The following is a 19,789-nucleotide window of genomic DNA, read 5'->3' as shown; positions in this document are numbered from 1 at the left end:
CCCGGTATCGTCAGCAAAGTTGATCAACAATCGCTTGACAGTCGATTGCATACAATCCACTCTTCTGGCCGAGGGATGTGGCGGCCCACACTATCAGCGCAGCACAAGACTGCGCGCATCAGGTCGATTTTGTTGTCTTTGGCGAATGGGTGGACCAATGAACGTACTGACGAGACTGACAAGCAGCGCCGCCGTGGCGGCAATCATGGCACTTTCCCCGCTGTCGGCGCTGGCCGCCGACATCACCATCGCGATCGGTTCGGAGCCTTCGACGCTCGACCCGCAGGTGCGCGACGACGGCGGCGAGCGCGCGATCAACGACAATGTCTATGAGACGCTGATGGCGCGCACGCCGGACGGCGAGCTCATCGCCGGCCTTGCGGCCGCGGCGCCGACGCCGGTCGACGCCAAGACCTGGGAGTTCAAGCTCAGGCCCAACATCAAGTTCCACAATGGCGAGGCGTTCAACGCGGATGCCGTCGTCAACAGCGTCAAACGCGTCATCGATCCGGCGCTGAAGTCGGAGCAAGCCGCCTATTTCGGCACCATCACCGGCGCCGAGAAGGTGGACGACCTGACAGTGCGCATCATCACCTCCGGTCCGGATCCGATCCTGCCCTCGCGCATGTACTGGATGAAGATGATCCCGGCGACCTATGCGGCGGACGCCAAGTTCGCCGAGGCGCCGGTTGGCACCGGCCCATATAAGTTCACCAGTTGGAACCGCGGCCAGGACATCGTGCTGGAGAAGAACGCCGACTATTGGGGCGATGCCGCGTCGATCGACAAGGTGACATATCGCTTCGTAGGCGAATCCGGCACGCGCCTTTCCGGCCTGATGGCGGGCGAGCTCGATGTCATCACCAACCTTCTGCCGGAGTTCGCCCAGCAGGCGCCGAAATTCGCGGCCGTCAGCGGCCTCGAAACCAGCCTGATGATCGTCTCGACCGACAACGAGGTGACCAAGGATCCGCGTGTCCGCGAAGCGATGAACATTTCGGTCGACCGCAAGGCGCTGGCCGAGAGCCTGTTCGGCGGCTACGCCACACCGGCCAAGGGCCAGGTCGTCAACCCCAAGGCCTTCGGGTACAACAAGTCGCTGCCCGACTATGTCTTCGACGTGGACAAGGCCAGGGCGCTGATCAAGGAAGCAGGCGCCGAAGGCAAGACCATCAAGCTCGTCGGCGAGGCCGGGCGCTGGCTCAAGGACCGCGAACTGATCGAGGCCGTCGGCGCCTACTGGAAGGACGCGGGCCTCAACGTCGACATCAAGATCGAGGACTTCGGCGAGTACCTGAACCAGTTGTTCGACAAGAACACACGGCCGGATGCGATCTTCCTGTCGAACTCCAACGAGCTGCTCGACGTCGACCGTGAAATGACCGCCGTGCTACAAAGCAAGGCGAGTTCCGCGTCCAACAGCGACCAGGAAATGTCGGACCAGATCAGCGCCGCCAGGACCGAGACCGACATCGAGAAGCGCCAGGCCATGTATGACGCCATCACCAAGAAGGCGTACGATCTGTCCTATCTCGTCCCGCTGCTCAATCAGCAGGACATCTACGGCTTCTCCAAGCGCCTGGAATGGCAGCCTCGCGTCGACTCCAAGCTCCTGGTCAAGGAGATGAAGATCACGGAGTAACCGGAACGATTGCGGCTTCGAACAACACAACAAGCGAACCGCAACAGATACGGGGCCGGCTCGACGAGGGCCGAGCCGGTTCCGGCAAATGGAGAGGACTATGGGTGGTTTTCTGCTCCGCCGGATTGGACAAGGTCTGCTTGTCGTCATCGGCGTGACCGTGATCGTTTTCATCGCCACACGCATGGTCGGCGATCCGGTAAAGGTGATGCTGCCGCTGTCGGCGACCGACGCCCAGCGCGCGGCCTTTGCCCAGCAGATCGGCCTCGACCGGCCTATCGCCACGCAATTCGTCGATTTCGTCAGCGACATGGCCCGCCTCGATTTCGGCGACAGCCTTTGGCAGCGCCGGCCGGCCCTCGACGTGGTGCTCGAACGCCTGCCCAACACGCTGAAGCTGATCGGCGCCGGCCTCGGCCTGGCGATCCTGTTGTCGCTGCCGCTCGGCGCCATCGCCGCGCTCCGGCCCGGTGGCTGGGTCGACCGGACTACTGTCTTCGTCGGCCTGTTCGGCCTGTCCCTACCGCAATTCTGGTTCGGCCTGCTGATGATCGTGTTCTTCGCCGTCACCCTCGGCTGGCTGCCGACATCGGGCATGGGCGGTGCGCGCTACTACATTCTGCCGGCAATCACGCTGGCCCTGCCCTCGCTGGCCCGGCTGGTGATGCTGGTGCGCTCGTCGATGATCGACGAGCTGAACCAGCAATATGTCCGCACCGCCCGCGCCAAGGGCCTGCATTTCAAGCGCGTGGTGATGGTGCATGCGATGCGCAACACGCTGGTTCCATTCGTGACGCTGGCCGGCTGGGAGTTGATCAGCGCACTGGCCGGCTACACTGTCGTTGTCGAGACGGTGTTTGCCTGGCCCGGCCTCGGGCTGACGGCAATGCAGGCGATCCAGAAGAGCGACCTGTTCCTGCTCCAGGCCATCGTCTTCACCGTCGCCGTTCTGATCGTGGTCATCAATGTCGGCCTCGATGTCATCTACAAACTCATCGACCCACGGATAAGGTTGGCTTGAGATGGCTATCCCCATGCCTGTGACGACGCCGGTGGCAACCGCCCGCAACGCCGCGCAACGTCCGACTCTGCTGAGCAGGCTCGACGAGTTCGGCCGTGAGCTCTGGCAGGACAAGCTCGGCACGCTCGGCTTTGCCGTCATCGTCGCCCTTTTGCTGATGGCGATCCTCGCGCCACTGCTGGCGCCCTACGATCCGGCCGCCCAATCGGTGATCTCGCGTCTCAAGCCGCCGGCCTGGCTGCCAAAGGGCAGTTGGGAACACATCCTCGGCACCGACCATCTCGGCCGCGACGTGCTTTCGCGCGTCATCTACGGCGCCCGCGCCTCGCTGCTGGTCGGGGTGCTTGTGGTGCTGTTCGCCGGCAGCTTCGGCGTCGTGCTCGGCCTGTGGGCCGGCTTCAGAGGCGGCCGCACCGACTCGATCATCATGCGCATCGTCGACGTGCAGGTGGCATTCCCCGGCCTGCTGCTGATCCTGCTGGTCATCTCGGTCATCGGCCCGAGCATGGCGACCATGATCATCGTGCTCGTCGTCACCAACTGGATGGTCTATGCCCGCGTCGTCCGCGGCATCGTGCTGTCGGTCCGGCAGACACCCTATGTCGAGGCAGCCGAAATGATCGGCTGCAAGACCTCGCGCGTCATCTTCCGCCACATCCTGCCGAACCTGACCTCGCCGCTTCTGACGCTCGGCATCCTCGAATTCACCAACATCGTGCTGGCGGAAGCGGCTCTGTCCTTCCTCGGCCTCGGCGTGCAGCCGCCGGCGACGAGCTGGGGCCTCGATGTCGCCAATGGCCGCGACTACATCTTCGTCGCCTGGTGGCTGATCACCTTCCCCGGCCTGTCGATCGCCACCACGGTGCTTGCGGTCAATCTGTTCGCCAGTTGGGTGCGCGTCACCACCGACCCGCAGGAGCGCGAGAAGCGCTTCGCCTACCAGCGCGCCAAGCTGGCCGCCCGGCGGGCCCGCCGCAGCCCGCAAGCCCAAAGCTCGGAAGCCAAAAGCCAAGGAGGCCGCTCATGAGTGTCAGCGCCAACAGCACAGGCACGCCGCTCCTCGAGGTCGAAAAGCTGAAGGTCGAGTTCGACACCAGGCGCGGGCTGGTCCAGGGCCTGCGCGGCGTGACCCTGTCGATCGGCCGCGGCGAGACACTCGGCGTTGTCGGTGAATCCGGCTCGGGCAAGAGTGTCACCGCGCAAGCTGTGATGGGGTTGATCGACCTGCCCGGCCGCATCGCTTCGGGCGACATCAGATGGAAAGGCCGTTCGCTGCTCGGCTCCGATGGCGAGCGTTACGCCCGCGACATCAGGGGCAAGGAAGTGGCGATGGTCTTCCAGGACCCGATGACCTCGCTCAACCCGGTGCTCAAGATCGGTACCCAGATCGGTGAGGTGCTGGAGCGGCATCTCGGCATGACGCGCGCCCAGGCCCGCAACCGCGCCGAAGAGCTGCTTGCCGCGGTCGGCATCAGCGCCCCCGGGCGTCGGCTCGATCAGTATCCGCACGAGTTTTCAGGCGGCATGCGCCAGCGCGTCATGATCGCCATGGCGATTGCCTGCGAGCCTGAGCTGTTGATCGCCGACGAGCCGACGACGGCGCTCGACGTCACGATCCAGGCGCAGATCCTCGAACTGCTCGCCGAGTTGCAGCAATCGCTCGGCCTGTCGGTGGTGCTGATCACCCACGACCTCGGTGTCGTCGCCGGGCTCTGCCATCGCGTGGCGGTGATGTATGCCGGGCAGATCATCGAGACCGGACTGGCCGAGGACGTGTTCGAGCGTCCGGCGCATCCCTACACGCAAGGGCTGTTGCGCTCGACTCCGCGGCTCGACGAGGTGTCCGACCGCCTGGTTTCGATCGAGGGCACGCCCCCGAACCTGGTGACGCCGCCGGAGGGTTGCTCGTTCCAGCAGCGCTGTCCGCTGTCGGGCGAGGCCTGCCGCAAGGCGCCCAAGCTCGAACATATCCGCCCGGACGCCGAGGCCGCCTGCTGGCGGCCGTCGGTACCGGCCTGGGCAACGCCGCTGATGTCGCCCACCTTCCCCTGACAGGAATTTTTCGATGCTCAACCCCGTGCCAGCCCAGCCGCCAGCACCGCCACTGCTCAGCGTGCAGGGCCTCGACGTCACCTATGAAACAGGTGCTCAGGGCTTCTGGGGGCGACCCAAGGCGTTCAAGGCGCTGGAAGATATCTCCTTCGACCTCCACCCGGGCGAGACACTCGGACTTGTCGGCGAATCCGGCTCCGGCAAGACCACGACGGGCCGCGCCGTGCTGCGGCGCATCACGGCCTCGGCGGGCAAGATCGTCTTCCAGGGCAAGGACATCACCCACACCAAGGGCGAGGCGCTGCGCAAGCTCCGCCGCAACATGCAGCTGGTGTTCCAGGATCCTTATGCCAGCCTCAACCCGCGGATGCGGGTGATCGACCTCGTCGCCGAGCCGCTCCTGGTGCACGGACTGATCCGCCATGTCGACGAAGCCCGCGACCGCATCACCGAATTGCTGCGCATCGTCGGTCTGCCGGCGGACGCGCATGACCGTTTTCCGCACGCCTTTTCCGGGGGGCAGCGTCAGCGTATCGGCATTGCCCGGGCGCTGGCGTTGCAGCCCGAGTTCATCGTCGCCGACGAGCCGGTGTCGGCGCTCGACGTCTCGGTGCGGGCGCAGGTGGTGAACCTGATGCAGGACCTGCAGCGTGAGTTGGGGCTGAGCTACCTGTTCATCGCCCACGACCTCTCGGTGGTGCGCCACATCTCGCATCGCGTGGCGATCCTCTATGCCGGGCGCATGGTCGAGATCGCCGATCGCGACGATCTCTACGACCATCCGATCCACCCCTATACCGAGGCGCTGCTGTCGGCGGTGCCGGTGCCCGACCCGCGTACCCAGCGCCAGCGCAAGCGTATCGTCTATGGCGGCGAGATCCCCGACCTGGTCAACCCGCCGGCCGGCTGCCGCTTCTCGACACGCTGCCCGCTGGCGACGGAGCAGTGCCACAAGGAAGCGCCGAAATTGTCGGAGCGTTCCGCCGGCCATCTCGTCGCCTGCTGGAACAGATAGCCCCCGCTATCGGCCTGACGGCCTTCGGTCATTCGCCGAACTTGCCGGTGGCGAGCGCCGCCCGGCCGTATTTGTTGTTGGCCTCGAGCAGCCTGATCAACGTTGCCAGGAACGCATCGCGTTCCTTGTCGCCGAGCGTGTCGAGCAGCCTGTCCTGGGCGCGGCTCATCGCCGGATGCATGGCCGCGACCAGCTTCTCGCCCTCGCCGGTAAGGCGCGCCAGTACCATGCGCTTGTCCTCGGTGCTGCGGGTGCGCTCGACCAGCCCGCGCTGGGCCAGCCGCGACAGCACGTCGGCGACGTTGGTGCGGTCGATGCCGAGCGCCTGGGCAAGTGAGATCTGGTCGGAATCGGGATTGCCCGAAAGGATGGTCAGCAGCCCGTATTGCACCGGCGTAATGCCGAAACCCTCGCACTCCTCAAAGAACAGGGCGTAGTGGACCTGGTGCAGCCGGCGGATGAGATAGCCCGGCCGCTTCCACAGCGGCAGCCGCTCGATGAGCTGCTGCAGTTCGGGATTAGGCGCGGCGGCCGTTGCTTTTTTGTTCTGCGTCCCGTCCGTCCTAACCGACTTGGCCACGCTCATTCCCCTTGCCTGTCACTGCCCATCTCTATCCCTTGCCGGACCGGCGGGAAAGAGCGGTACCACCGCATACTTCCGGCCCTCGAAACGGCAAGCGCGGGACGCCCGCCGCTCTGGAACCTTTGCCTGGCAAGGCGTTGCGCCTTGCGCACGCAATAAAAGGAAGTATACTGATGATTATTGGGAACACCGGAAAAGGAGAGCAGCATGGCGCAGGAACCGCTGGCCACGAAAGGCAACTTCCTTCACATCTACGACTTCCGCGTGGAAGTCGGACGCGAAGACGAATTCGTCCAACTGTTCGAGGAGTTCGACTATTCGGACGGCAATCCGATGCACAAGTCCTGGGCCCAGGTGAAGGACGGCGTGTTGTGCCGCGACACCGAGGATCCGCAGCGCTTCTTCCTCATCGCCGAGTGGTCCGACATCGTCGAGCACGCCAAGATCCGCAAGGTGCTGGCGGAAGAGCTCAAGCCGGCCTTTGTCAGCCTGATCGAGGGCCGCAAATTCGTGCCGAAATATGTCGAGGTCGTCTCGTCGACGCCCGACGAGATCCTCAACGCTGCGTCGCACTGACTGCCGGGGCGATGCGCACGCTCTACACCTTCTTCAGATCGTCGACCTCGTATCGGCTGCGCATCGCGCTCGCGCTCAAGGGGCTCGACTGGGAGCCCCGCTTCATCAGCCTGCCCAGGATGGATCACCGCACCGCCGACTATATGGCTCTCAACCCGCAGGGCCTGGTGCCGGCGCTTGTGGACGACGGCCAGGTCTTCGCGCAAAGCCTCGCCGTGCTCGAATATCTCGACGAAACCCACCCCGAGCCGCCGCTGCTGCCCACTGACCCCGCCGGGCGCGCTTATGTCAGGGGCCTCGCCCAGATCATCGGCTGCGACATCCACCCGCTCAACAATGTGCGCGTGCTGAAGTACCTGAAGGCGCGCTGGCAGCTGTCCGACGACGACACCAACGAATGGTACCGGCACTGGATCGAGGAAGGCTTCAGGTCGTTCGAGGCGACACTTCGCGCCGGCTGCCGGCATGGCCGCTATTGCCTTGGCGACACGATCACCATCGCCGACATCTGCCTGGTGCCGCAGGTGGCCAATGCCCGCCGCTTCGACTGCGACCTTTCCGCATTCCCGCTGTCGGTCGAGATCGCGGGCGCCGCTGCCGCTCTGCCCGCTTTCGCCGAGGCACATCCAAGCCTTCAGCCGGACGCGTTTTGAACTGTCGGCGCGGCCGTCCCGGTCAGCGCTTGCGCGCGACGATATAGGGCCTGTTGTCGTTGCCCTTTGTCGCGTGGTTTTCGGTCGCGACGACCTCGAAGCCCGCGGCAGAAATCATCCGGACCAGTTCTTCTGTACTGAAGGCACCGGCATGCGGCGCAAGTCCTGTCGCGCGCATGACTGGCAACAGCGCCAGCCGGATCAGCGGGTTCATGTCGCCGAGGCACGGCGTCTTGGAGACGAACAGACCGTCGCTGGCCAGCAGCGTGTGGATGCGCCGCAAGGTGCCGGGCAGGTCGCGCACCAGATGCAGGTAGTTGAAACCGAGAACTATCTCGAATTGCCCGGACCCGAGCTGGTGCGCCTCGGCTGTAGCGGTCAGGAAGTCAAGACCCCTGATCGGGCAAACCAAGCGCTTTTCCTCGGCAATCTCGATCATCGCTGGCGAGAAATCCGTCCCGAGATAGGATTTTACGTCACCGGCCAGCAGCATCGCCGTCGACCCGGTGCCGCATCCCAGTTCCAGCACCTGGTCGCCGGCCCGCAGCAGCCCGCGCGTCCGGTCCAGCGTGCGGGCGTAGCCGCTTTGGTCGGCCACCGCCGCCTTGGCATATCTGCGTGAAGACCGGTCCCAGAAGCGGGCGTCGCTCGCAATGCTCATCAAGGATGCTCCTTCACAGTCATACGAACCGGTACAATGTCGAAACCACGATCCAATCGAAATGGCATGTCGCAGTGATGAATAATCGGAGAGTCTTGCAGCAACATTGCGAGAAGCAGATGCGCAACGCGCGCGCACCTTTATCTATCTCCACTTCTTACGCGGCGGCACGTATCTGTCTTGTAGAGAACACAGACATATTCTTCCGTGCCCCGCGCCACCCTCAGGAAAGCACCATGGCGGCCCAATATGGCTTCAAGCTCCCTCCGGGAACCTTGCCTTCTCCCGCCATCGATACGATCTGATCATCCAGAGTTGTGAAGCCCGTCCACCGTGGCACGACGACAAAAATCCGCTTCATCGTCAGCCGGCCTGCGGCAACGGGCTGGTATCCTTGTCGCAGCAAATCGTTGCTTGAGGGGCGTTCAGCCGCCGCCGAGTGGCCGGGAAATGCGCACAGCGGTAGTGCAAGCGTCAAAGCTGCCGAGATGCCACGGTTCATGAAGAACACCCTACGTCACGAGATGATAAGGCGGCAAAGCAATTTACCAATATTGGCGCCAATAGGCCCACGCCCTGGCGCTTCGGCAAAACTGCCTTGTTCTCGATCAGCCATGAAAGATGCGTGACAAGGCCTGCATCGCTCCCGGTTCAACCGCTCCACTCAACAACCGCAAGTCTCGGCCTGTTGCAACGGGTCAAATCTTGGGGTCATGCAGCGGGCCATGAAACGACCGGAGATCCTCGACCCGGGTGCCGCCGGCCGTTTGGCAAGAGCCACCTTCTCGCGCGCCTTCATGTCAGACACCAAGTGGCGGAAACTGATTGCCGCAGTGCGCGCCACGCGCAAGGATGTAAGATGCATGACGGTTCAATTCATCGATGCCGCCAATGTCCGACAGATGCGCTTTCCACCTGGACTAAGCCTGCCCTTGGCCTTACATCGACACCATCGAATTCGGGCCGGTCGAACTTCGGTCCATTGTATGGATGGAATTCGATGCCGACCTCACGGACCTGCTCGGCCCGATCGGCAGATGTTCGATCGAGCTGCGTGACGGCAGGACCAGAATAGTCGGCTATCTGGCCTGAGCGCGCCCACCCCTCACGCCCTTCGCCGCTCGGCTACCGTTGCCTTGTCGTAGCCGGCGACCTTCTTGTAGCTGTTCGACAGCGCTGCCAGTTCGTCCTGGGTGATGACGTCGTCGAGCCGGGCGAAAGGGCGGTCCCCGGTGCGCTCATGGACCTCCTTGAGGATGACATCGGGCGGAGTGGAGCGGTTGGTGCGCACGACGGCCGCGGTCGCCTGCAGCCGCTTGTCCTCATACGCCTTGAGCACAGCCGCGACATCGCCCCCCGATGCAAAGCAGTCGGCAAGCGCACGCGCATCAAGGATCGCCTGGCCGGCACCGTTGGAGCCGCGCGGATACATCGGGTGGGCGGCATCGCCGAGCAGCGTCAGCCGGCCAAAGCTCCATCGGGCGAGCGGATCCTTGTCGACCATCGGATATTCGAGGATCGCCTCGGCACCTCGGATCAGGCCGGGCACATCGAGGAAATCGAAGCTCCAGTCGGCGAAGGCATGGATGAAGTCGTCGAGCCGGCCGCGGCGGTTCCAGTCCTGCTGGTGATAATCAGGCGTCTCGATCTCGGCGACCCAGTTGATCAGCTGGCGACCGTCAGCGTCGAGCTTGTTGCGGATCGGGTAGATGACCATCTTGCCATGCGTCAGCCAGCCGGCGCGGACGTAGCTCGCGCCGCCGAGATAGGGCCTCCACCAGGTCGTGCCGCGCCACATGTTGACGCCGGAATAGATCGGGCCGCCATCGTCGGGCACAAGCTTGCGGCGCACGACGGAGTGGATGCCGTCGCAGCCGACGATTGCGGCACCGGTCTGGACGGGCCGGTCTTCGCCGGTGCGGCCGTCGACGAAACGGGCGATCGCCGCATCCGCCGTCTGTTCGACATCGATGCATTTCCAGCCGGTAACGACGCAATCCGGGCCGGCCCTCTCGACGAGTGCTGCGTAGAGGATCTGCTGCAGGTCGCCGCGATGGATCTGGAACTGCGGGTAATCATAGCCGGCAAATGTACCGACCGGTTCCTTGTAGATCAGCTGGCCGAAACGGTTGAAGAAGCAGGATTCTCGCGCCGTGACCGCCACCTCGGCGAGTGCTGGCTGCAGGCCGAGCTCGGTCAACTCGCGGCTGGCATGCGGCAGGATCGAGATGCCGACGCCGATCGGCCTGATCTCCTGCGCGCTTTCGTAGACGCGGAAGGCAATGCCCGCCTTGTGCAGCATCAGGGCCAATGTCAGCCCGCCGATGCCTGCGCCGATGATCATCACGTCCATATGGTCTCCGATCAATTTAAGCAGTATACTGACTATTTTTTTGCTCGAAAGGTGCGACCCGCCGGGTGCCGGGCCTAGACCGCCTCGCGGAACGGCAGCTCGAATTCCTGGCGGGCGTTGCGGTCGAGGATTTCCTTCGCAAGTGCTGCGGCGACGCCCGTCGGCTCGTTGGCGGCGCTGGTCAGGATGAACTCGACCTCCTCGAGCTGCGGCAGTTGCGGGCTGGTCGGCAGCACCATCAGCCCCGACGACACCATGCTGCGCGGCTGAACCATGATGCCGAGCCCGGCGCGCGCCGCTGCCTGCAAGCCGCTCAGGCTGCCGCTGGTGCAGACGATGCGCCAGGGGATGCCCTTGCGGTCGAGCGCCTCGATCGCCGCGACGCGGGTGATGCCGGGACGCGAGAACAGGATCAGCGGCAAGGGCTTGCCGGCTTCGACGACCGATGGGTCGCGCGCCGCCCAGACCAGCCGCTCTGTGCGCACGGCAACACCGCTGCGCGCCTCGCGCTGCTGGTTGAGCCCGACGCGGCGTTTGGCGATGACGAGGTCGAGCGCACCTTCGTCGAGCAAGTCGAACAGCGTGCTCGACAGCGCCACCGTCAGCTCGAGCTCGACCGACGGGTGGCGCTCGGTGAACTTGTGCAGCACGTCGGCCAGGCGGGTGGTGACGAAATCCTCGGAGGCACCAAAGCGGATGCGGCCGCTGAGCCTGGCCCCCTGCAGATAGCTGCGGGCACGTTCGTTGGCGTCGAGGATCGAGCGGGCGAAACCGAGCATCGCCTCGCCGTCCGGCGTCAGCATCACCGAATGGGTGTCGCGGACGAGAAGCCGCCGGCCGACGCTGACTTCGAGCCGCCGGATGTGCTGGCTAACCGTCGACTGGCCGAGGCGCAGATGCACCGCCGCCCCGGTGAAGCTGCGCGAGCCGGCAACCGCTACGAAGGTCTGGAGGAGTATCGGATCGAACATGATCCCTCCCTGTGTTCACGAAACGAAATGAGCATCATTCCTGTATGCGCCATTCACAATACCGCCGGCATTTGGCATACTGTATACAAAATTAGCTCATTGCCAAGGGATCACACGCCTTGTTCGCACGTTTTCGCCCCGACACCTTCATCATGCTGATGATCGCCTGCATCGTGCTGGCATCGCTTCTGCCGGCACAGGGCAGCTTCGCCGGCCATTTCGGCACCGCGACCAACATCGCCATCGCACTGCTGTTCTTCCTCCACGGCGCGCGGCTGTCGCGGGCGACGGTGATTGCCGGCATGACACATTGGCGACTGCACCTTCTGGTGTTCTCGACCACCTTCGTGCTGTTCCCGATCATCGGGCTTGGGCTCGGCCTGCTGGTGCCGACGGTGCTGCCGGCAGCGCTCTATGCGGGCGTACTGTTTTTGTGCGTGCTGCCGTCGACCGTGCAGTCGTCCATCGCCTTCACCGCCCTTGCCGGCGGCAACGTGCCGGCCGCCGTGTGCTCGGCCTCGGCCTCAAACATCATCGGCATGTTCCTGACGCCGCTTCTGGTCGGGCTGCTGTTCGCCAAGACCAGCGGTGGCGGCGTGTCGCTGTCGGCGATCGAAGGCATCATGCTGCAGCTTCTGGCGCCCTTCATCGCCGGCCAGCTCGTCCAGCCCTGGCTTGCCGGCTGGCTCGGCCGGCACAAATGGCTGGTGACTGTCGTCGACCGCGGCTCGATCCTGATGGTGATCTATCTCGCCTTCTCCAAGGCGATGGTCGCAGGCCTGTGGCAGCAGTTGCCGCTGCAGTCGCTGGTGGTGCTGCTGCTGATCGCCGCCTTCCTGCTGTCGACGGTGCTGGCAGTCACCATCTTCGCCAGCCGCTTCCTCGGCTTTTCCAGGCAGGACGAAATCACCGTCGCCTTCTGCGGCTCGCACAAGAGCCTGGCCTCGGGCGTACCGATGGCCAACGTCATCTTCGCCGGCCAGGAGATCGGCGCGATCGTCTTGCCCTTGATGCTCTATCACCAGCTGCAGCTGATGGTCTGCGCCTGGATGGCCAGGCGTTATGCCGAGCGCACCGCCGCCGAACACGCGACGGCAGCGGAAGCCCAAGGCGCGGCGCAATAGCCGCGCCGGAAAGACCTAGATCTTGGTGGCGCCGCCGTGGTTGGCCGGCAGCGAGCGGGCGCGCAGCGGGGCGACCGAGGCGTGCTGCTCGAAAGTCTCCTCACCGAGGCGCTCGACCTTGTGGCTGGGCAGGTCCTTTAGCAGGCCGGCAACGCGGGTGAACGACTGTTCGAGCGCGCGCTCCTTGATCTCGCCGGCCTTCAGGCCGGCCGCCATGTAGTCGATCATGCGCGTGATGATCTCGGTGTCGGCCCAGTAGGCGCACATGCACAAAAGGTCACAGCCGGCATTGATGATGCGGATCGTGGTTTCGGGCTTGTCGAGCCGGTCGGAGATCGCCTTCATGCCGAGATCGTCGCTGACGACGACGCCCTCATAGCCCAGTTCCTTGCGCAGGGTATCCTGCAGGATCACCTTCGACATCGTCGCAGGAACGCCTGGGTCGATCTGCGAGATGACGATGTGTGCGGTCATGATCATGCGCGTCCGCGCATCGTTGAAATGACGGAACGCCTCGAGCTCGCGGCTGCGGAACGTCCTGGGGTCGACGTCGATGACCGGCAGCGAATAGTGCGAATCCACCGCCGTATCGCCATGGCCGGGGAAATGCTTGGGGCAACCGAGGACGCCTTCGGCCTGCATCGCATCGAGAAACGCCCTGGCAGCCGGCACCACATCGTCAGGCGTCGTGCCGAACGAGCGCTGGCCGATGACGGGATTGGCCGGGTTGGAATTGACGTCGACGACGGGCGCGAAATTGACGTTGAAGCCGAGCGAGCGCAATTCGACGCCCATCGCCTTGCCGACGTCGGCGGCCTGCTTCGGCCACTCACGCGCATAGGCAAAGGCGGTGATCGGCGCCGGCGGACGCAGCACGCCGCCGCCCTCATGGTCGATCGAGACGATCACCTCGTCACGTTCGATGTATTCGCGCACGTCCGACAGCAGCCTGCTGTGATTGTCGAGCCAGTCCTCATAAGGCGCGTCGGGCAGGAAGTTGGCGCGGAACAGAACGACGCCGGCAGGCCTGAGCAACGACAGCAGCCGCTTGTCCTTGTCGCCGAGCACATGGCCGGGCTGCAGGCCGATCAGAAATCGGTGTCCATAGGACGCAGGACCGCGCCCGAGATCGAATGAGAGATCCATTGCCGTGCCAAACTCCGCCGCTGTCCGCTGCCATCATGTGGCAGACCGATGCAAACAAAGTCCTTAGAACATGAGCGAAGGATTCGGAATCGCTTTCGAATCCGCCGCCCCGCAAAAGATGCGAGGCGGCGTGCCGGCAACGTCAGTTTATGTTAGTCCCCGAACTTCCGTGACTGCCTGGCGACGATGTCAGGCAATTCGGGGTGGCCGCGCAGCGCGGTGAAGGTCCAGTAGCTCTCCAGCCATTCCGGCTGCCCCTCCCAGTCGCCGTCGACCAGCCGCCCGAGATGGACCAAGGCGCGATCGAGGTCGCCGCCAAGTGCGAACGAACCCGCGGCATGGAAGGCATACCAGGAGATGTCGTCGCTGGCCGCCGCGTAGTGACGAGCCCAGTCCAGGCACTCCTCTGCTGGCAGGTCGCCGACATTCTCGGCCGGAAAGGTCGAGCTGAACGCCACATATGTTGTCGCCTCGACAAGGCCGTTTGTTTCGGCGATCCGCATCGAGGCAGCGTTCGAGGCATGACAATGCCAGCCAATCCGCCGGATGCCGCGGTCGAGGCAACGGGCGACGGTCTGGCGGGTCACCAGCGCGCCGAACCCGCGTCCGCGATAGGCCTCCTCGGTGCCGACGCCGAGCTCGCAGCGGTCGCCCACCACGCTGTCGGCCATGCAATGGCTGACAACAGTGCCGTCATGGATGACGCAATAGCCGATGGCGTGCTGAAGGAAGAGGTCGGGCGAGGTCCAGCTTTCGAGGTGGTCGGTGATCGTCTCGATATCGATTGATACACCGCGGTCGAGCAGTGTCTGGTCGACGAGCGCGAGCTCGAAGCCGTCGGGCAACTGCCGTGCAACGTTCCCCATTCCGCGGATATGCCGAAAGGCCTTGCGGCGATGCAGCCGGGCATATGGATTGTCCCAGATGTCGGCCAGCACCTCACCCCATTCCACGCGGTCGGGGATCAGATAGGCGGTATGCGGGATCGTCCGTTTCAAGGCCGCATAGGACGGCTGGTGGTCGACGTCGCCGGCGAGATAGTAGCCGTCGCCACCTTCGCAAAGCAGCGCCACCCTGGGCCGGGTTGGATCATCCACCCAGATATCGCCGTCAAGCACGCCGGAGGCCACCGCCTCGATGCTGGCGTGTGTGGCAGTAAGACGATCAAGCAGAGGTTCGGCGACGGCAAAGCGTGCCGGGTCGAGTTTGTACATAGGCATATGTCCTTGGTCGGCCACGCGCCTCAGCGCGGGCACAAAGATCGATGGTTTCAAAGGCGGCGGCCGGCTTGTCCCGGCCACCTGCCCGTTCTGTCGCGTAAAAGGTCGCTGTCATCTGTCTCTCCGTCGTTTTGAAATGAAACGTGGCTGCTCGCCGCCGCCACGCTGGAAACTCTTGGGGCAAGAGACCGGCAGCCAGCCTCCCGCAAATCTCAGGCCTGTCAGCCCCTCGCCCGTTCGGCGATCAGCTCGCCTTCTGCGCGGTCCGCCTCGGTCACCGATGTCAGCCGCTTGAGGCGGCGGGCGAACCAGGCATTGAGGTCGTCCATCGAGGTGAACATGACCGGCACCACGACAAGGCTGAGCAGCGTCGACGTGATCAGGCCGCCGATCACCGCTACCGCCATCGGCGCACGGAAGCTTGCGTCTGCACCAATGCCGGCCGCCGCCGGCACCATGCCGGCGACCATGGCGATCGTCGTCATGATGATCGGCCGGGCACGGGTCATGCCCGCCTGCATCAGCGCCTCGCGACGCGCCATGCCCTGGGCACGGCAGTCGATGGCGTAGTCGACGAGCAGGATCGAGTTCTTGCAGACGATGCCCATCAGCATCAGGATGCCGATGGTCGACGACAGGTCGAGCGCCGCGCCATAGAGCAGCAGGGCCAGTGCGGCACCCCCGAGCGACAAAGGCAAGGCGATCAAGATGGTGATCGGCTGCAGGAAGTTCCTGAACAGCAGCACCAGCACCGCCATCACCATCAGGATGCCCGCCACCAACGCCAGCGCGAAGCCGCGGAACATCTCGCCCATTTCTTCCGAGGCGCCGTACTTCACGTGCTGGACACTGGCGGGAAGGTTCTTGAGCAGCGGCAGCGCCTCGACGGCCGCCATCGCGTCGCCGATCGTCACCCCGTTTAGATTTGCTTCCACTGCCACCATGCGCTTGCGGTCGAGCCGTTCGACCTTGCCTTCCTCGGCGCTGAAGTCGATGTCGGCCACCGAGGTCAGCGGCACCACGGCGCCGCTGTCGGTGCCGACCCTGAGGTTGCGCAATGTCTCGAGGTCGCCTCGCGCCGACTTGTCGAGCAGCACGCGGATCGGCACCAGCCGGTCGCCCAGGTTGAACTGCGCCGAATTGGCATCGGTTTCGCCAAGCGTGGCGATACGCGCCACGGTGCCGAGCGAGACCACCGACACACCAAGGCGTGCCGCCTCGTCCATGCGCGGCCTGACCAGCAACTCGGGTGCTGCGGGAGGTTGGTTGGACAGCACGTTGACCAGTTGCGGCAGCTTGCGCATCTCGTCCTCGAGCTGGCGCGCGGCCTTGTTCAGCTCCTCCGGATTGTTGCCGGCGAGGAAGATGGACAGCTCCTTGCCGCCGGAGTCGCTGGCGAAGCTGAACTGGATGTCCGGCACGCTGGCCAGGATGGGCAACACGGAAAGCTCGAACTCCTTGCGCGAGAGCTGCCTTTCGCCGCGAGGCTTCAGCCTGATGATCAGCGATACCCTGTTGACGTCGCCGGTGATGGCCAGGACGCTCGCCACCTCCTTGCGCTGCAGCAATTGCTTGACGATGTGGTCGGAGACGCGCGTCGTCTCGTCGAGTCTGGTGCCCGGGGGCAGGGTGATGCTGGCGTCGGAGACATTGCTGTCGGTGCCGGGCACGAAGCCGGTCGAAAGCTGCGACAAAAGGAACACCGAGCCGGCAAAGAATGCGAAGACCAGCGCAAACGTCGTCTTGCGATGATCGAGCGTCCAGCCGAGAAGCGCGAGATAGCGGCGCGACAGCCGCGACGGTTCGGCGGCGTGATGACCGGCCCCTTTCGGCTGCAGCAGATAGGCCGCCATCAACGGCGTCAGCAGGCGCGCGACGACCAGCGAGATCATCACGGCAACGGCAACCGTGATGCCGAACTGCCGGAAATACTGGCCGACGGCGCCGCCGATGAAGCTGACCGGCGCGAATACGGCGACGATGGTCAGGGTCGTGGCGACCACCGCCAGGCCGATGGCATCCGCCGCCTCGATCGAGGCGAGGTAGGGCCGCTTGCCCATGTCGACATGGCGCTCGATATTCTCGATCTCGACGATGGCGTCGTCGACGAGGATGCCGATGACCAGTGTCAACGCCAGCAGGCTGACGCCGTTCAGCGTGTAGCCGAGCAGGTCCATGACGGCGAAGGTGGGCAGGATCGACAACGGCATGGCAACCGCGGCGATCAGCGTGGCGCGCCAGTTGCGCAGGAACAGGAACACCACGAGCACTGTCAGACCGGCGCCCTCGAGCAGCGCGGTCACGGCGGCATTGTAGCTTTCGAGCGTGTATTCGACGTTCGAGATCACCTCGACGAAGGCGACGTCAGGTGTCCGCGCTGTGATCTCGCCAAGCCGCTTGGTCACCGCGTCGGCAACGGCAGTGTCGCTGTAGCCCTTGGCGCGATAGACCGAGAAGCCGACAACGGCATCGCCATTGTAACGGGCGAAGCTGCGCGCCTCGGTCGGTCCGTCGGTGATGGCGGCGATGTCGCTGAGCTGCACCCAGCGCTTGCCCGGCAGCGACACCGAGAGGTTGAGCAGTTGGTCGAACGAGGTGACGCTGCCGAGCGTACGGATCGACTGCTCGCGGTCGCCGACCTCGCCGCGTCCGCCCGGCACGTTGACGTTGATGCCGCGCAGCGCGGTGTTGACCTGGTCGGCGGTGACGCCGAGTGCAAGCAGCCTGTCGGGGTCGAGTGAAACAGTGATCTCGCGGTTGACGCCGCCGAAACGCTCGACCTTCTGGACGCCGGGCGCGGCAAGAAGCTCGCGGCTGACCATGTCCTCGACGAACCACGAGGCGTCCAGCGCCGACATCTGCGGCGCCTGCATGGTGAAGTAGAGAATGGCGCCGCCTTCGACGTCGACGCGCGAGATGATCGGCTCCTGGATCGACTGCGGCAGGTCGGAGCGGATCTGGCCGACCGACTCGCGGACATCGTTGGTCGCCCGGTCGGGATCGACGCCGATCTTGAACTCGACCGTCGTCGTCGACACGCCGTCCTTGATCGTCGAGCGGATGTTCTTGACGCCGGCGAGGCCGGAGATCGATCCCTCGACTCGGCGGGTGATCTGGCTCTCCATCTCGGCGGGCGCAGCGCTCGGCTGCGTCACCGCGACGGTGACGATCGGAAACGACAGGCTGGGATTGGCGTTGACCGGCAGGCGCATGAAGGCAGCGATGCCGGCCAGCGTCGCCACCACGAACAGCACGATTGTGGGCACCGGCTTGCGGATCGCCCAGGCGGAAATGTTGCTTATCATGGCCGGACGCTTCCGGTCTTGGCGCCGATGTCGGTGGTAGCCACCTCATCACCGTCGCGCAGCGAAGCACCGGATTTGGCGACGACGACGTCGCCATCCTTGAGGCCGGCCCGGATCTCCAGCCTGCCGTTGTTGCGCATGCCGGTCTGGACCGGCCTGAGGTCGACCTTTCCGTCCTCGACCACGAAGACTGATGTCTTGTCCTTGCCGCCATAGACCAGTGCCGAGTCGGCAATGACGATCGCCTTGCGCTTGGCCACGACGATGGCAGCGCGGGCAAAGGCGCCGGAGAACAGGGCGGTATCTGTCTTGAAGGCGATGCGGGCCACGCCGAGACGGGTCTCGCGGTCGATCTTCGGCGAGATCAGCCGGACTTTGCCCGGGATCCTGCCTGCGACGCCCGGCAGGGTGACCGAGGCGGTCTGGCCGACGGCCAACTGCGGCAGCTCGCGTTCCGGGATCTCGGCTGCCAGCTCGACCTCGCCGTCGCGGATCAACCTGATCAGCGGCTCCCCGCCGGTCAGCGCGCCGGCATTGGCGTGGCGTTCGGACACCACACCGGCAACCGGCGCCACGACGACGTTGCGCTCGACCAGCCGGCGGGATTCGGTGAGTTGGGCCTCTGCCTGGTCGACCTCTGCCTGGGCGAGAGCGACACCCTCGCGCTCGACAGCCTCGGTCGAGGCACGGTCGGCGTAACCCTGGGCGGAAAGGGCCCCCGACTGCCTGAGCGGCATCGCGCGCTGCAGGGCTGCCAGCGCCTGCGCCGCCTTGGCCTGCTGCTGGGCCAGCGCTGCCTTGGCCCGTGCCAGCCGGCCTTGGCTCTCATGCAGTTGGTTCTCGCGCATCGCGGTGTCGAGCCGAACCAGGATCTGGCCGGCTTCGACGCGATCGCCGACCTCGACCTCGACGCTTGATATGCGCTGCTCCTGAAACGGCGCGCCGACGGCAACTTCCTCGCGGGCCGCAAGCACGCCGGTGAACGACAGCGTCCATTCGGTCATGTCGCTGGCAACGACGAAGGTCGACACCAGGCGCTTGGCGGTTTCGCCCTGCGCGGCAGCATTGGCGGCAGTATCAGCCGCCGCAGGCATGACCGCGCTTACCAGCAGCGCCGCGGCTATCGCCGCGATCCGCGCCCGGGGGTGAAGGTGGTGCGTCATTTGGTACAAACTTTCCACAGTCCGATGTCTCCGAAGAATGGCGGCCGCCGGCGCCCTCCAAGCCAACATACTATTATTCGATTGATCAATCTATTAATTGGGCCAAACCCGTTTTCATGATCAGCCAAATGACAGGGCACCATTGCAGCAATCTGTCGTCGCGCCGGCGGCCGGCCATTTTTGCGGTGGCAACTTGATTTTCCTCGGGCAAGGCCGATCGAAAGGTCATTTGCCGAGATAGATTTGCCGGCGTGGCTGCGATGACCATCACCCCAAGAAGAGCACGCCGGACTACTTCGTCGGG

The 19,789-nt window shown here is 64.6% G+C and carries 17 protein-coding genes; 8 read left to right on the top strand and 9 right to left on the bottom strand.

Annotated features, from left to right (window positions below):
• The first annotated feature begins 157 nt into the window (after nt 1-157).
• The 5 genes from HNQ95_RS04010 (at nt 158) to HNQ95_RS03990 (ending at nt 5,730) form a co-directional block, all read left to right on the top strand.
• Nucleotides 158-1,642 (top strand): ABC transporter substrate-binding protein, encoded by a 1,485-nt coding sequence (locus HNQ95_RS04010; protein WP_067955032.1) that lies wholly within the window; start codon nt 158-160, stop codon nt 1,640-1,642.
• Between the two features lie 100 nt (nt 1,643-1,742).
• Nucleotides 1,743-2,663 carry an ABC transporter permease gene (locus HNQ95_RS04005; protein ID WP_067955034.1) on the top strand — a complete coding sequence of 307 codons (921 nt, stop codon included), beginning with the start codon at nt 1,743-1,745 and terminating at the stop codon, nt 2,661-2,663.
• Between the two features lies 1 nt (nt 2,664).
• Complete coding sequence (locus HNQ95_RS04000; RefSeq protein WP_246340571.1) at nt 2,665-3,690, top strand: ABC transporter permease; 1,026 nt, start codon at nt 2,665-2,667, stop codon at nt 3,688-3,690.
• Entirely contained in the window at nt 3,687-4,715 is a 1,029-nt protein-coding gene (locus HNQ95_RS03995) for an ABC transporter ATP-binding protein (protein WP_154384522.1), read from the top strand. Before HNQ95_RS04000 ends, HNQ95_RS03995 begins: the two co-directional genes overlap by 4 nt.
• Nucleotides 4,716-4,728: 13 nt before the next feature.
• On the top strand, nt 4,729-5,730 hold the full coding sequence (locus tag HNQ95_RS03990) for an ABC transporter ATP-binding protein (RefSeq protein ID WP_067955038.1): 1,002 nt from the start codon (nt 4,729-4,731) through the stop codon (nt 5,728-5,730).
• Between the two features lie 28 nt (nt 5,731-5,758).
• Here HNQ95_RS03990 and HNQ95_RS03985 read toward each other — a convergent pair whose 3' ends face one another.
• A complete protein-coding gene (locus HNQ95_RS03985; protein WP_246787013.1) occupies nt 5,759-6,310 on the bottom strand; it encodes a MarR family winged helix-turn-helix transcriptional regulator in 552 nt (183 codons plus the stop codon).
• A 210-nt stretch (nt 6,311-6,520) separates the two neighbouring features.
• Between HNQ95_RS03985 and HNQ95_RS03980 the strand changes: the two genes are divergently transcribed.
• Together HNQ95_RS03980 and maiA are read left to right on the top strand one after the other, a co-directional pair.
• Nucleotides 6,521-6,889 (top strand): hypothetical protein, encoded by a 369-nt coding sequence (locus tag HNQ95_RS03980; RefSeq protein ID WP_182573593.1) that lies wholly within the window; start codon nt 6,521-6,523, stop codon nt 6,887-6,889.
• Nucleotides 6,890-6,900: 11 nt separating this feature from the next.
• Entirely contained in the window at nt 6,901-7,542 is a 642-nt protein-coding gene (gene maiA, locus HNQ95_RS03975) for a maleylacetoacetate isomerase (protein ID WP_154384521.1), read from the top strand.
• 22 nt (nt 7,543-7,564) lie between these two features.
• On the opposite strand, the gene HNQ95_RS03970 is transcribed toward maiA, so the two are convergent.
• The 4 genes from HNQ95_RS03970 to HNQ95_RS03955 all read right to left on the bottom strand — a co-directional run bounded on the left by HNQ95_RS03970 (nt 7,565) and on the right by HNQ95_RS03955 (nt 11,527).
• Nucleotides 7,565-8,203: a class I SAM-dependent methyltransferase gene (locus HNQ95_RS03970; protein ID WP_154384520.1), complete on the bottom strand. Its 639-nt coding sequence runs from the start codon at nt 8,201-8,203 to the stop codon at nt 7,565-7,567.
• Nucleotides 8,204-8,426: 223 nt separating this feature from the next.
• Entirely contained in the window at nt 8,427-8,705 is a 279-nt protein-coding gene (locus HNQ95_RS03965; RefSeq protein ID WP_154384519.1) for a hypothetical protein, read from the bottom strand.
• 603 nt (nt 8,706-9,308) lie between these two features.
• Nucleotides 9,309-10,556: a flavin-dependent oxidoreductase gene (locus tag HNQ95_RS03960; protein WP_154384518.1), complete on the bottom strand. Its 1,248-nt coding sequence runs from the start codon at nt 10,554-10,556 to the stop codon at nt 9,309-9,311.
• Between the two features lie 74 nt (nt 10,557-10,630).
• Nucleotides 10,631-11,527, bottom strand: a complete 897-nt coding sequence (locus HNQ95_RS03955) for a LysR substrate-binding domain-containing protein (protein WP_067955049.1) — start codon at nt 11,525-11,527, stop codon at nt 10,631-10,633.
• A 152-nt stretch (nt 11,528-11,679) separates the two neighbouring features.
• Between HNQ95_RS03955 and HNQ95_RS03950 the strand changes: the two genes are divergently transcribed.
• A complete protein-coding gene (locus HNQ95_RS03950) occupies nt 11,680-12,651 on the top strand; it encodes a bile acid:sodium symporter family protein (RefSeq protein WP_182573598.1) in 972 nt (323 codons plus the stop codon).
• 15 nt (nt 12,652-12,666) lie between these two features.
• Here the strand turns inward: HNQ95_RS03950 and HNQ95_RS03945 are convergent, their stop codons facing one another.
• The 4 genes from HNQ95_RS03945 to HNQ95_RS03930 form a co-directional block, all read right to left on the bottom strand.
• Nucleotides 12,667-13,797, bottom strand: coding sequence for a glycoside hydrolase family 3 protein (locus HNQ95_RS03945; protein ID WP_067955053.1), 1,131 nt, complete (start codon nt 13,795-13,797; stop codon nt 12,667-12,669).
• A gap of 152 nt (nt 13,798-13,949) precedes the next feature.
• Nucleotides 13,950-15,011 carry a GNAT family N-acetyltransferase gene (locus tag HNQ95_RS03940; protein WP_182573594.1) on the bottom strand — a complete coding sequence of 354 codons (1,062 nt, stop codon included), beginning with the start codon at nt 15,009-15,011 and terminating at the stop codon, nt 13,950-13,952.
• 227 nt (nt 15,012-15,238) lie between these two features.
• Nucleotides 15,239-18,322: an efflux RND transporter permease subunit gene (locus tag HNQ95_RS03935; RefSeq protein WP_067955057.1), complete on the bottom strand. Its 3,084-nt coding sequence runs from the start codon at nt 18,320-18,322 to the stop codon at nt 15,239-15,241.
• Nucleotides 18,319-19,485 (bottom strand): efflux RND transporter periplasmic adaptor subunit, encoded by a 1,167-nt coding sequence (locus HNQ95_RS03930; RefSeq protein ID WP_067955059.1) that lies wholly within the window; start codon nt 19,483-19,485, stop codon nt 18,319-18,321. The genes HNQ95_RS03935 and HNQ95_RS03930 overlap by 4 nt, the downstream gene beginning before the upstream one ends.
• Nucleotides 19,486-19,789: the final 304 nt, after the last annotated feature.

The sequence above is a fragment of the Aminobacter ciceronei genome (assembly GCF_014138625.1).
Lineage (GTDB): Bacteria > Pseudomonadota > Alphaproteobacteria > Rhizobiales > Rhizobiaceae > Aminobacter > Aminobacter ciceronei.
The sequence above is the reverse complement of the archived record's forward strand: the minus strand, read 5'-3'. Positions and strand labels throughout refer to the sequence as shown.